This window comes from Pseudomonas sp. QL9, assembly GCF_041409665.1.
Taxonomy (GTDB): Bacteria; Pseudomonadota; Gammaproteobacteria; order Pseudomonadales; family Pseudomonadaceae; genus Pseudomonas; species Pseudomonas knackmussii.
This window is the reverse complement of sequence record NZ_CP166971.1, coordinates 1,547,898-1,559,921: the sequence shown is the minus strand read 5'-3', so window position 1 is coordinate 1,559,921 and position 12,024 is coordinate 1,547,898. Positions and strand designations below refer to the sequence as shown.

Genomic DNA, 12,024 nt, shown 5'->3' with positions numbered 1-12,024 from the left:
TCAGGCGAATGCTGCTCATGCTGAAATTGGCCGATCTGGCGTATGTGGTCGGCCAGTGTCTCGACCATGGCATGCATGCTAGGGAGCAGACTGTCGTCATGCCGCGATCGATTTTCGATGCGCAAGTCGAGCTTGCCGGCAGCCACCTGGCGGGCCACCGTCGCCGCGTAGGCCGGTTCGTTGCCGAGCAGTTGGGTCAGCCGGCGGTAGAGGAGCGGGCAGCCCTAATGGTTGGGTGCCCGGGCGAGGTAGGCGGATGCCCGCGCTTTCACCGCTCGCGTTGATCATCGTCAAGTCGCCTCCGGCCTCCGGGGGGAGACTGGATGCGCCGTCCTGAAAAGGCGCGACATTCTTCCATTTTCCCGCAGCAGGTGAGTGACGATGGACAAATATCAGCAAAGCCACAAAGACAAGCTCTTCAAGCCGGACCGCCTCGATGTCTATGTCGAGTCGCATCGTCCGCGGGGGCTCGCGCAATGTCCGCAATGCGGGGTGAAGTATCACGCCGGCCAGTGGACCTGGCATGTCGACCTCTCAGCGCAGGAGGTCGAGTCGTTCCTCTGCCCGGCTTGCCGGCGCACTCTCGACCAGGCACCTGCGGGAGAAGTTCGGATTTCCGGCGGTTTCCTGAAAACGCATGAAGACGAAATCATCCACCTGCTGCGCAATACGGAGGAGCGCGAGAAGCATGATCATGCCCTCGAGCGGCTGATATCCATCGTTCGGGATGGGGACGAACTGGTGGCAACGACTACCGGGATGCACCTGGCCAACCGAATTGGACACGCCCTGGACGCGGCCTACGACGGCCAGAGCAGCTACCGCTACAGCGACAGCGAGTCCTACCTGAGCGTCGACTGGCATCGGGATTGAACCAGCCCGTCGGGACCGTTGGGCGGGTCGGGGAGGCGCGGGAAGAGAGGCCGGCCATGGAAGGCGGTGGCCGCTGCAAGTCCGGCGGCAGGCGAGCCTTGGCCGGGCCTCAGTAAGGCAGTTCATGCGGGGCGGGAGTCGTGGGCGCACACGAATGTGGGGGCTGACGCCACGATCTCCCGCTGCTTGAATCGCAGGCAACAAAAAACCGGCTCAAGGGCCGGTTCTTCGTGGGTTTCGGGACTGGGTGGGAAGTCCTGAAAAGTATCTGTGGTGCCCCGGGAGAGACTCGAACTCTCACTCTGTCGCCAGAAACGGATTTTGAATCCGCCGCGTCTACCATTCCGCCACCGAGGCAATGGCGGCGGAGTATAGGGAGCGCGCTCTAGCCGGTCAATCCACCCGAATGGCCAGGATTTGCCAATTCCATTAGAATATCGGGCCCTTCGAGAACTACCTCCATGCGCGTCGCCGATTTCCATTTCGATCTGCCCGAGGCTCTGATCGCCCGCCATCCACTCGCCGAACGTCGCGCCAGCCGCCTGCTGGTGCTGGACGGGCCGAGCGGTACCCTTAGCCACCGTCACTTCGCCGATCTGCTGGAATACCTGCGTCCGGGCGACCTGATGGTGTTCAACAACACCCGGGTGATCCCAGCCCGGCTGTTCGGCCAGAAGGCCTCCGGCGGCAAGCTGGAGATCCTCGTCGAGCGCGTGCTGGACCAACGCCGCGTGCTGGCTCACGTGCGCTCCAGCAAGTCGCCCAAGCCGGGTTCGAAGATCCTCATCGACGGCGGTGGCGAGGCCGAGATGCTGCAGCGTCACGACGCGCTCTTCGAGCTGGCGTTCAGCGAAGATGTGCTGCCCCTGCTCGAGCGGGTCGGGCACATGCCGCTGCCTCCTTATATAGATCGTCCGGACGAGGCTGCCGACCGCGAGCGCTACCAGACCGTCTACGCGGAGCGCGCGGGCGCCGTTGCCGCACCCACGGCCGGCCTGCACTTCGACCAGGCGCTGCTGGAAGCCATCCGCGACAAGGGCGTGGAAACGGCCTTCGTCACCCTGCACGTCGGTGCCGGCACCTTCCAGCCGGTACGCGTGGAGCGCATCGAAGACCACCACATGCACAGCGAGTGGCTGGAAGTCGGTCAGGATGTGGTCGACGCCGTGGCAGCCTGCCGCGCCCGCGGTGGCCGCGTGGTCGCCGTCGGTACCACCAGCGTGCGCTCGCTTGAGAGCGCCGCGCGCGATGGCACGCTCAAGCCTTTCAGTGGCGACACTGACATCTTCCTGTTCCCAGGCCGGCCCTTCCATGTGGTCGACGCCCTGGTCACCAACTTCCACCTGCCCGAATCGACCCTGCTGATGCTGGTCTCGGCCTTCGCCGGCTACCCGGAGACCATGGCTGCCTACGCCGCGGCGGTGGAGCAGCAATACCGATTCTTCAGCTACGGCGACGCGATGTTCATCACCCGCAACCCCGCGCCGCGCGGTCCCGAGGACTGATCCATGAGCTTCATGAAATTCGAACTGCTGGCCACCGAGGGCAAGGCCCGTCGTGGTCGCCTGACCTTCCCGCGCGGCGTGGTGGAAACCCCGGCTTTCATGCCGGTGGGCACCTACGGCACCGTGAAGGGCATGCTCCCGCGCGACATCGAAGCCATCGGCGCGCAGATCATCCTCGGCAACACCTTCCACCTGTGGCTGCGCCCGGGCACCGAGGTGATCCAGAAACACGGCGACCTGCATGACTTCATGCAGTGGAAAGGCCCGATCCTCACCGACTCCGGCGGTTTCCAGGTGTTCAGCCTGGGCGCGCTGCGCAAGATCAAGGAAGAGGGCGTGTACTTCGCCTCGCCGGTGGACGGCGCCAAGGTCTTCATGGGGCCGGAAGAGTCGATGGCCGTCCAGCGTGCGCTGGGCTCGGACATCGTGATGATCTTCGACGAGTGCACCCCGTACCCGGCCGAGTTCGACGTGGCCAAGCGCTCCATGGAATTGTCGCTGCGCTGGGCCAAGCGCTCGAAGGTTGCCCACGGCGACAGTCCTTCGGCGCTGTTCGGCATCGTCCAGGGCGGCATGCACGAAGAGCTGCGCATGCGCTCGCTGGAAGGCCTGCAGGAAATCGGCTTCGACGGCCTGGCCATCGGCGGCCTGTCGGTGGGCGAGCCGAAGGAAGAGATGATCCGCGTGTTGGACTTCCTGCCGCCGCAGATGCCGGCGGACAAACCCCGTTACCTGATGGGGGTGGGCAAGCCCGAGGACCTCGTGGAAGGTGTGCGCCGCGGCGTCGACATGTTCGACTGCGTGATGCCCACGCGCAACGCGCGCAACGGCCATCTGTTCGTCGACACCGGGGTGATCAAGATCCGCAATGCGGTGCACAAGCACGACGAGTCGCCGCTGGATCCGACCTGCGATTGCTACACCTGCAAGCACTTCTCCCGCGCCTATCTCTACCACCTGGACAAGTGCGGCGAAATGCTCGGCAGCATGCTCAATACCATCCATAACTTGCGGCATTATCAGCGGCTTATGGCTGGTTTGCGCGAGGCAATCCAACAGGGTACATTGGCCGCCTTTGTCGACGCCTTCTATGCCCGACGCGGCCTCCCGACGCCGCCTCTGGGCGATTGAGCCCCCCTTTTTAAAGAATACTGACAGGAGTTTCCGATGAGTTTTCTGATTCCCGCCGCCTACGCTGATGCAGCCGCTCCGGCCGCTGCTGCCGGTCCGGTCGGCACTGGCTTCGAGTGGGTCTTCCTGGTCGGCTTCCTGGTCATCTTCTACCTGATGATCTGGCGTCCGCAGGCCAAGCGCACCAAGGAGCACAAGAACCTCCTGGCTGGCCTGCAGAAGGGCGACGAAGTAGTCACCAATGCCGGTATCGCTGGCAAAGTGCTGAAGGTCGCCGAAGACTTCGTGGTCGTCGAAGTAGCTGACAACGTCGAGCTGAAGTTCCAGAAGGGCGCCATCGCCGCGACCCTGCCGAAAGGCACCCTGAAGGCCATCTGAGTTCCTTTAAAAAGAAAACCAATAGACGGGGCGCATGAAGCGCCCCGCGTCATAAACGGGCGGTCTCAATGCTCAATAAATATCCCCTGTGGAAATACCTGCTGATCCTGGCGGTGCTTGCCGTCGGTTTCATCTATTCCGCACCCAACCTCTATCCGGACGACCCGGCTGTGCAGATCAGCGGCGCGAGCACTGCGCTGCAGGTCACCCAGGCTGACGTCGACAAGGCCAGCAAGGCGCTGACCGATGCCGGCATTGCCGTCAAGGCGGGGAGCCTCGGCAAGAGCAGCGGCCTGATTCGCCTGGTCAAGAAAGACGACCAGCTGCCGGCCAAGGACATCGTGCGTCGCGCCATGGGCGACGACTACGTGGTGGCGCTGAACCTCGCGCAAACCACTCCGCAATGGCTGCGCAACATCGCCGCGCACCCGATGAAGCTGGGCCTGGACCTTTCCGGTGGCGTGCACTTCCTTCTCGAAGTGGACATGGACAAGGCTGTCGATTCCCGCATGGGCATCTACGAGAGCGAGATCAAGAGTGCGCTGCGCAAGGAGCACCTGCGCTACCGCAGCCTGCCTATCCAGGATCGCGCCATCCAGCTGGGCTTCACCGATACCGACTCGCTGGACAAGGCCAAGGCGCTGATCGCCAAGGATTACCGCGATTTCGAAGTGACCCAGGACACCCGCAATGACATGCAGGTGCTGCGCCTGGTCATGACCCCGGCCAAGCTGGCCGAGATTCGCGAATACTCGATCAAGCAGAACCTCACCACCGTGCGCAACCGCGTCAACGAGCTGGGTGTGTCCGAGCCGCTGGTGCAGCGCCAGGGCGCCAACCGCATCGTGGTCGAGCTACCGGGCGTACAGGACACTGCCGAAGCCAAGCGTATCCTCGGCAAGACTGCCAACCTGGAGTTCCGCCTGGCCGCTGGGGCTGATGCGATCAAGTCCGCTACCGAATCCTTCGAGTTCCGTCAGCCTGGCCGTCCGCCGGTGGCTCTGGAGCGCGGCGTGATCATCACCGGTGACCAGGTCACCGATGCCAGCGCCAGCTTCGACGAGAACGGTCGCCCGCAAGTGAACATCCGCCTCGACGGACACGGCGGCGACCTGATGAACCGCGCAACTCGCAACAACGTCGGCCGCAGCATGGCGGTGGTGTTCATCGAGCAGAAACCGATCACCCGCTACACCAAGCAGGTGGTGAACGGCGTTGAGCAGGAAGTCGCGGTACAGGCGTTCAAGGAAGAGAAGAAGATCATCAGCCTGGCGACCATCCAGTCGGCCCTCGGCAACCAGTTCCGCATCACCGGCCTCGACGCGCCGGGCGAGTCGTCCGAGCTGGCCCTGCTGCTGCGCGCCGGTGGCCTGGCCGCGCCGATGTACTTCGCCGAAGAGCGCACCATCGGCCCGAGCCTGGGTGCCGACAACATCGCCAAGGGTATCGACGCTTCCCTCTGGGGCATGGTGTTCGTCTCCCTGTTCATCATCGTCATCTACCGCTTCTTCGGTCTGATCGCTACCGTCGCCCTGGCCTTCAACATGGTCATGCTGGTTGCGCTGATGTCGATCCTCGGTGCGACCCTGACCCTGCCGGGTATCGCCGGTATCGTGTTGACCATGGGTATGGCGGTGGACGCCAATGTGCTGATCTTCTCGCGGATACGCGAAGAGCTGGCTGGCGGAATGTCGGTACAGCGCGCCATCCATGAGGGCTTCAGTCGCGCCTTCACGGCGATCCTCGACGCCAACCTGACCTCGTTGCTGGTCGGCGGCATCCTCTACGCCATGGGCACCGGCCCGGTGAAGGGCTTCGCCGTGACCATGTCGCTCGGCATTCTCACCTCGATGTTCACGGCCATCCTGGTCACTCGCGCGATGGTCAACCTGATCTTCGGCGGGCGTGACTTCAAGAAGCTGTGGATCTAAGGGGCACGAAGATGAATATCAAGATCGGCACTATCAACTTCATGGGCGTGCGCAACATTGCGTTCGCCTGCACCCTGATCCTTTCCCTGATTGCCCTGGGCAGCTGGTTCACCAAGGGCCTCAACTTCGGTCTGGACTTCACCGGCGGTACGCTCATCGAGCTGAGCTACCAGCAGCCGGCGGAGCTGGCTAAGGTTCGCGAGCAGCTGGTGAAAGCGGGCTACAACGAGGCTGTGGTACAGAGCTTCGGCGATACCAAGGACGTGCTGGTGCGCATGCCCAGCGAAGACCCGGAGCTGGGCAAGAAGGTCGCCGGCGCGCTGCAGGCCGCCGACACCGCCAACCCGGCCAGCCTCAAGCGCGTGGAATACGTCGGCCCGCAGGTCGGTGAAGAGCTGCGCGACCAGGGCGGCCTGGGCATGCTCCTGGCCCTGGGCGGCATCCTGGTTTACGTCGGCTTCCGCTTCCAGTGGAAGTTCGCGCTGGGCGCCATCCTCTCGTTGATCCACGACGTGATCATCGTGATGGGCGTGCTGTCGTTCTTCCAGATCACCTTCGACCTCACCGTGCTCGCCGCGGTGCTGGCGGTGGTGGGCTACTCGCTGAACGACACCATCGTGATCTTCGACCGGGTGCGCGAGAACTTCCGCGTCCTGCGCAAGGCCAGCCTGATCGACAACATCAACATCTCCACCAGCCAGACCCTGCTGCGCACCATGGCTACGTCGATCTCGACGCTGCTGGCCATCGCCGCGCTGCTGTTCTTCGGTGGCGACAACCTGTTCGGCTTCTCCATCGCCCTGTTCGTCGGTGTGCTGGCCGGTACCTACTCGTCGATCTACATCGCCGATGTGGTGCTGATCTGGCTGAAGCTCTCCGCCGAGGACCTGATTCCGCCGGCAACCAAGGAAGTCGACGACCGTCCCTGATGGCTCGCTCGGTTCCACCGGAAACTCCCGCTACGGCGGGAGTTTTCGTTTCTATGGGCTAGCCTTCTATCCGTTTTGTGTGGCGTTTCGCGGATTGCTGTAGGAACTTTCGGCTGGTGGCCCTGCTCCAAGGCAGGGACTGGGGCAAAATGCCCGTACGAAAGGAAAGCCAGGAGGTTTATGTGAACAAGTCGTTGCTCATTGGTACCGTGTTGGGCGCTGTTGGCGTTACGGCGGGTGGAGCGGTGGCCACGTATAGCCTGGTGGATCGCGGCCCGCAGTACGCAGAGGTCGTGGCCGTCCAGCCGGTCAAGGAAACCATCAAGAATCCGCGTCAGGTCTGCAATGACGTCGCCGTTACGCACCAGCGTCCGGTCAAGGACCAGCACCAGATCGCCGGTACTGCCATCGGTGCCATTGCCGGCGGCCTGCTCGGCAACCAGATTGGCGGTGGCAAGGGCAAGACCCTGGCGACCGTAGCCGGTGCTGTTGGCGGCGGTTACGCCGGCAACAAGGTGCAGGAGCATATGCAGAACAATGACACCTACACCACCACCGAGACCCGCTGCAAAACCGTGACCGACACCAGCGAGAAAGTGGTGGGCTATGACGTCCGCTACACCCTCGATGGCAAGCCGGGGCAGGTGCGCATGGATCGCGATCCGGGCAGCCAGATCCCGGTGGACAAGAGCGGCCGGCTGATCCTCAGCCAGCAGTAAGTTCGCTACGCGAGTGGAAGAGGGCGCCTGAGGGCGCCTTCTTCATTTGTGGCTCGCGAACACTTGGTGGGGCTCGCCCTGCGGAATCGCAAGCAACAAAAAGCCCGGCACATGGCCGGGCTCTTTCGTTCCGCTCGGGCTCAGCGCTTGAGCGACGGCGGCAGGTGCGGCTGGATGCTGGTCAGCAGCGCCTTGAAGCACTTGGTGTTGCCGGCAACGATATGGCCTTTCTCGAGGAATTCGTGGCTGCCGGTGAAGTCGCTCACCAGGCCGCCGGCTTCCTGCACCAGCAGGGCGCCTGCTGCCATGTCCCACTCGGACAGGCCGAACTCCCAGAAGGCATCGAAGCGGCCGGCCGCGACGTAGGCCAGGTCCAGGCTGGCGGCGCCAGCGCGGCGGATTCCGGCGGTCTGGCCGACCAGGCTGCGGAACATGCCCAGGTAGGCATCCAGGTGTTCCAGCTGGTTGTCGCGGAACGGGAAGCCGGTGCCCAGCAGGGCGCCTTCCAGGCTCTTGCGGTTGCTGACGCGCAGGCGGCGGCCGTTCAGTGCGGCGCCACGGCCACGGCTGGCGGTGAACTCTTCCTGGCGCACCGGATCGAGGACCACGGCGTGCTCCAGGCGGCCCTTGTATTTGCAGGCGATGCTGATGGCGAAGTGCGGAACGCCATGGATGAAGTTGGTGGTGCCATCCAGCGGATCGATGATCCACAGGTAGTCGGCGCCTTCGCCGCTGCCTTCCAGGAAGCCGCCTTCCTCGCCCATGATGCCGTGGTTCGGGTACGCCTTGCGCAGGGCGGTGACGATGTGCAGCTCGGCCGCGCGATCGACCTCGGTAACGTAGTCCTTGGCTTCTTTTTCGTTGACCGAGAGGGCATCCAGGCGTTCGATGGAGCGGAAGATCAGTTCACCGGCGCTGCGAGCGGCGCGCAGGGCGATATTCAGCATAGGCTGCATGGAGAGGTCACCTGGATGATGTTAAAGAAAGCCGAACATTGTACCAGATTTCCGCGACGCTCATAGCGCGGCCTGTCGCTCGCATGGCGCAAGACCGAGCGCTGCGGTAGGATTCCGTTCCTTTTCGTTTCAGCTTATGTGTGGAGAGCTTCGTTGCTCGACAGAATTCGCGTGGTGCTGGTGAACACCAGTCATCCCGGCAATATCGGTGGTACCGCCCGGGCCATGAAGAACATGGGCCTGTCGCGCCTGGTGCTGGTTGATCCGGAGGATTTCCCGAGCAGCGAGGCTGTGGCTCGCGCGTCCGGTGCAACCGATATCCTCGATTCCGCTCAGGTGGTCTCGACCCTGGAAGAGGCGCTGGTCGGCTGCAGCCTGGTGCTTGGCACCAGTGCTCGTGACCGCCGTATCCCCTGGCCGCTGCTCGACCCTCGCGAATGCGCGACCACCAGCCTGCAGCATGCCCAGCAGGGCGGCGAAGTGGCTCTGGTCTTCGGTCGCGAGTATGCGGGTTTGACCAACGAAGAATTGCAGCGATGTCAGTTCCACGTGCACATTCCCGCCAACCCGGAGTTCAGCTCGCTGAACCTGGCGACGGCGGTCCAGGTGCTCGTCTACGAAGTGCGCATGGCCTGGCTGGCCGCCGAAGGGCAGCCGACCAAGCAGGAGAAGCTGGAAACCACCGCGATGCTCAACAGCATGCCGGTGACGGCCGACGAGCTGGAGCGCTTCTATACGCACCTGGAGAGCACCCTGGTCGAGATCGGCTTCCTCGATCCCGAGAAGCCGCGGCACCTGATGTCGCGCCTGCGCCGCCTGTATGGTCGTGCCGGGGTCAGCAAGCTGGAGATGAATATCCTTCGGGGCATTCTCACCGAGACACAAAAGGCCTCGCGCGGCGAGGCGGGCAAGCGGAGTGACGATGATGTTTGAGCGCGTACGCGAAGATATCCAGAGCGTATTCCATCGCGACCCGGCGGCGCGTAACGCCTTCGAGGTGCTCACCTGCTATCCGGGGTTGCATGCCGTCTGGCTGCACCGTCTGGCCAATCACCTGTGGCGTTCGGGCTGGAAATGGCTGGCGCGCCTGGTATCCAACTTCGGTCGCTGGATGACCGGTATCGAGATCCATCCCGGCGCGAAGATCGGTCGGCGCTTCTTCATCGACCACGGCATGGGCATCGTCATCGGCGAAACCGCCGAGATCGGTGACGACGTGACTCTCTACCAGGGTGTGACCCTCGGTGGCACCAGCTGGAACAAGGGCAAGCGTCACCCGACCCTGGCCGATGGTGTGGTTGTCGGTGCTGGTGCCAAGGTTCTCGGTCCGTTCACTGTCGGCGCTGGGGCGAAGATAGGCTCCAACGCCGTGGTCACCAAGGAGGTGCCGCCAGGTGCCACCGTCGTGGGGATTCCGGGGCGCATCATCATGAAGGATGACGCCGAGCAGCAGGCCAAGCGCCAGGCCATGGCCGAGAAGCTGGGCTTCGATGCCTACGGCGTCAGTCAGGACATGCCGGACCCGGTGGCGCGCGCCATTGGTCAGCTGCTCGATCACCTGCAGGCGGTCGATGGTCGTCTGGAAGGCATGTGCCAGGCGCTCACCGCGCTGGGCAGCGACTACTGCGCGAAGAAGCTGCCGGAGCTGCGCGAAGAGGATTTCGCCGGGGTCAAGGGTGAGGACGACAAGGCGGCGCAGTAATGCGTCGTCCCTGATTTCCTGCTACATTATGCCGCCCTCCGCTGGTCAATCCCGAGTAATTTGATAGGTCTTATAGTTGACTTAAATACTCGGGAAATGGCATCCTAGCGCCAGTCCAGTGTTCTATTCCGGGAAAGTTTCATGCGTCTGACCACCAAAGGCCGCTATGCCGTAACCGCCATGCTCGACCTGGCGTTGCATGCCCAGCGTGGTCCGGTTTCCCTGGCCGATATTTCTGAGCGCCAGGGCATCTCCCTGTCCTATCTCGAACAACTCTTCGCCAAGCTGCGTCGCGGCAATCTGGTGACCAGCGTGCGCGGCCCGGGTGGCGGCTACCAGCTGTCGCGCGACATGGCCGGCATCCACGTGGCCCAGGTCATCGACGCGGTCAACGAGTCGGTCGACGCCACCCGTTGCCAAGGGCAGGGTGACTGCCACTCCGGCGACACCTGCCTGACCCATCACCTGTGGTGCGACCTCAGCCAGCAGATCCACGAGTTCCTCAGCGGCATCAGCCTCGCCGACCTCGTCGAGCGTCGTGAGGTCCAGGAAGTCGCACAGCGCCAGGATGAGCGTCGTTGCCGAGGCAACGGCAAGCTGCCCAGCCTCGATAAGATTGAAGCGTCCGCCATCGATTGAGCGTGCGCCAGCCTGTAGGAGTTACCTGATGAAATTGCCGATCTACCTCGACTACTCCGCCACGACCCCGGTGGACCCGCGCGTCGCTCAGAAGATGGCTGATTGCCTGCTGGTGGACGGCAACTTCGGCAACCCGGCCTCGCGCTCCCACGTGTTTGGCTGGAAGGCCGAGGAAGCGGTCGAGAACGCCCGCCGCCAGGTCGCCGACCTGGTCAACGCCGACCCGCGCGAAATCGTCTGGACCTCCGGTGCCACCGAGTCCGACAACCTGGCGATCAAGGGCGTTGCGCACTTCTACGGGAGCAAGGGCAAGCACATCGTTACCTCGAAGATCGAGCACAAGGCGGTGCTGGACACCACCCGCCAGCTGGAGCGCGAAGGCTTCGAAGTGACCTACCTCGATCCGACCGAGGAAGGCCTGATCACTCCCGAGATGGTCGAGGCCGCGCTGCGCGACGACACCATCCTGGTTTCGATCATGCACGTGAACAACGAGATCGGCACCATCAACGACATCGCTGCCATCGGTGAGCTGACCCGCTCCCGCGGCATTCTGTTCCATGTCGACGCCGCGCAGTCCACCGGCAAGGTCGACATCGACCTGGAGAAGCTGAAGGTCGACCTGATGTCCTTCTCCGCGCACAAGACCTACGGTCCCAAGGGCATTGGCGCCCTGTACGTGCGCCGCAAGCCGCGCGTGCGCCTGGAAGCCCAGATGCACGGTGGCGGCCACGAGCGCGGCATGCGCTCGGGCACGCTGGCGACCCACCAGATCGTCGGCATGGGCGAAGCCTTCCGCATTGCCAAGGAAGAAATGCACGCCGAAAACGAGCGCATCCGCGCCCTGCGTGACCGTTTCTTCGGCCAGCTCGAAGGTCTGGAAGAGCTCTACGTCAACGGCAGCCTGACCCAGCGCGTGCCGCACAACCTGAACCTGAGCTTCAACTACGTGGAAGGCGAGTCGCTGATCATGGCCCTGAAGGACCTCGCGGTCTCTTCCGGTTCGGCCTGCACCTCCGCCTCCCTGGAGCCGTCCTATGTCCTGCGCGCCCTGGGCCGCAACGACGAACTGGCGCACAGCTCCATCCGTTTCACCTTCGGCCGCTTCACCACCGAGGAAGAGGTCGACTACGCCGCCAGTATCGTGGGGCAAGCCGTTTCCAAGCTGCGCGATCTTTCGCCGCTGTGGGATATGTTCAAAGAGGGCGTCGACCTGTCCAAGGTCGAATGGCAGGCCCACTGACCCGCCCCATAGAGTGAG

At 63.5% G+C, this 12,024-nt stretch carries 12 protein-coding genes and 1 tRNA gene; 11 read left to right on the top strand and 2 right to left on the bottom strand.

Features of this window, described 5'->3' with window-relative positions; translation table 11 throughout:
* Positions 1 to 381 precede the first annotated feature (381 nt).
* Complete coding sequence (locus tag ACA097_RS07415; RefSeq protein WP_160285928.1) at positions 382 to 873, top strand: BCAM0308 family protein; 492 nt, start codon at positions 382 to 384, stop codon at positions 871 to 873.
* Positions 874 to 1,144: 271 nt separating this feature from the next.
* Here the strand turns inward: ACA097_RS07415 and ACA097_RS07410 are convergent.
* A tRNA-Leu gene (locus ACA097_RS07410) sits at positions 1,145 to 1,230 on the bottom strand.
* 104 nt (positions 1,231 to 1,334) lie between these two features.
* Here ACA097_RS07410 and queA point away from each other — a divergent pair.
* The 6 genes from queA (at position 1,335) to ACA097_RS07380 (ending at position 7,466) form a co-directional block, all read left to right on the top strand.
* On the top strand, positions 1,335 to 2,378 hold the full coding sequence (queA, locus tag ACA097_RS07405) for a tRNA preQ1(34) S-adenosylmethionine ribosyltransferase-isomerase QueA (RefSeq protein WP_371369429.1): 1,044 nt from the start codon (positions 1,335 to 1,337) through the stop codon (positions 2,376 to 2,378).
* 12 nt (positions 2,379 to 2,390) lie between these two features.
* On the top strand, positions 2,391 to 3,509 hold the full coding sequence (gene tgt, locus ACA097_RS07400) for a tRNA guanosine(34) transglycosylase Tgt (RefSeq protein WP_156958113.1): 1,119 nt from the start codon (positions 2,391 to 2,393) through the stop codon (positions 3,507 to 3,509).
* A 36-nt stretch (positions 3,510 to 3,545) separates the two neighbouring features.
* Positions 3,546 to 3,887 carry a preprotein translocase subunit YajC gene (gene yajC / locus ACA097_RS07395; protein WP_043249556.1) on the top strand — a complete coding sequence of 114 codons (342 nt, stop codon included), beginning with the start codon at positions 3,546 to 3,548 and terminating at the stop codon, positions 3,885 to 3,887.
* Positions 3,888 to 3,955: 68 nt separating this feature from the next.
* Positions 3,956 to 5,818, top strand: coding sequence for a protein translocase subunit SecD (gene secD / locus ACA097_RS07390; protein ID WP_043249558.1), 1,863 nt, complete (start codon positions 3,956 to 3,958; stop codon positions 5,816 to 5,818).
* Positions 5,819 to 5,829: 11 nt separating this feature from the next.
* A complete protein-coding gene (secF, locus tag ACA097_RS07385; protein WP_160285944.1) occupies positions 5,830 to 6,747 on the top strand; it encodes a protein translocase subunit SecF in 918 nt (305 codons plus the stop codon).
* A 182-nt stretch (positions 6,748 to 6,929) separates the two neighbouring features.
* The gene (locus tag ACA097_RS07380) at positions 6,930 to 7,466 is read left to right on the top strand and encodes a glycine zipper 2TM domain-containing protein (RefSeq protein WP_160285945.1); all 537 of its coding nucleotides are present in this window, start codon (positions 6,930 to 6,932) and stop codon (positions 7,464 to 7,466) included.
* A 140-nt stretch (positions 7,467 to 7,606) separates the two neighbouring features.
* On the opposite strand, the gene suhB is transcribed toward ACA097_RS07380, so the two are convergent.
* Entirely contained in the window at positions 7,607 to 8,422 is an 816-nt protein-coding gene (suhB, locus tag ACA097_RS07375) for an inositol-phosphate phosphatase (RefSeq protein WP_043249563.1), read from the bottom strand.
* Positions 8,423 to 8,575: 153 nt separating this feature from the next.
* Between suhB and trmJ the strand changes: the two genes are divergently transcribed.
* From trmJ to ACA097_RS07355, 4 genes are all read left to right on the top strand, one after another.
* Positions 8,576 to 9,355, top strand: a complete 780-nt coding sequence (trmJ, locus tag ACA097_RS07370; RefSeq protein ID WP_160285946.1) for a tRNA (cytosine(32)/uridine(32)-2'-O)-methyltransferase TrmJ — start codon at positions 8,576 to 8,578, stop codon at positions 9,353 to 9,355.
* Positions 9,348 to 10,124, top strand: a complete 777-nt coding sequence (gene cysE / locus ACA097_RS07365; protein ID WP_160288878.1) for a serine O-acetyltransferase — start codon at positions 9,348 to 9,350, stop codon at positions 10,122 to 10,124. Before trmJ ends, cysE begins: the two co-directional genes overlap by 8 nt.
* A gap of 141 nt (positions 10,125 to 10,265) precedes the next feature.
* Entirely contained in the window at positions 10,266 to 10,763 is a 498-nt protein-coding gene (iscR, locus tag ACA097_RS07360; RefSeq protein WP_043249570.1) for a Fe-S cluster assembly transcriptional regulator IscR, read from the top strand.
* Between the two features lie 28 nt (positions 10,764 to 10,791).
* Positions 10,792 to 12,006 (top strand): IscS subfamily cysteine desulfurase, encoded by a 1,215-nt coding sequence (locus ACA097_RS07355; RefSeq protein WP_160285947.1) that lies wholly within the window; start codon positions 10,792 to 10,794, stop codon positions 12,004 to 12,006.
* Positions 12,007 to 12,024 lie beyond the last annotated feature (18 nt).

Bases quoted from the DNA above. Each gene is read 5' to 3' on its own strand.
- ACA097_RS07355 (WP_160285947.1), top strand. From the start codon at position 10,792: ATGAAATTGCCGATCTACCTCGACTACTCCGCCACGACCCCGGTGGAC.
- ACA097_RS07415 (WP_160285928.1), top strand. From the start codon at position 382: ATGGACAAATATCAGCAAAGCCACAAAGACAAGCTCTTCAAGCCGGAC.
- secF (WP_160285944.1), top strand. From the start codon at position 5,830: ATGAATATCAAGATCGGCACTATCAACTTCATGGGCGTGCGCAACATT.
- tgt (WP_156958113.1), top strand. From the start codon at position 2,391: ATGAAATTCGAACTGCTGGCCACCGAGGGCAAGGCCCGTCGTGGTCGC.
- cysE (WP_160288878.1), top strand. From the start codon at position 9,348: ATGTTTGAGCGCGTACGCGAAGATATCCAGAGCGTATTCCATCGCGAC.
- yajC (WP_043249556.1), top strand. From the start codon at position 3,546: ATGAGTTTTCTGATTCCCGCCGCCTACGCTGATGCAGCCGCTCCGGCC.
- iscR (WP_043249570.1), top strand. From the start codon at position 10,266: ATGCGTCTGACCACCAAAGGCCGCTATGCCGTAACCGCCATGCTCGAC.
- queA (WP_371369429.1), top strand. From the start codon at position 1,335: ATGCGCGTCGCCGATTTCCATTTCGATCTGCCCGAGGCTCTGATCGCC.
- secD (WP_043249558.1), top strand. From the start codon at position 3,956: ATGCTCAATAAATATCCCCTGTGGAAATACCTGCTGATCCTGGCGGTG.
- suhB (WP_043249563.1), bottom strand. From the start codon at position 8,422: ATGCAGCCTATGCTGAATATCGCCCTGCGCGCCGCTCGCAGCGCCGGT.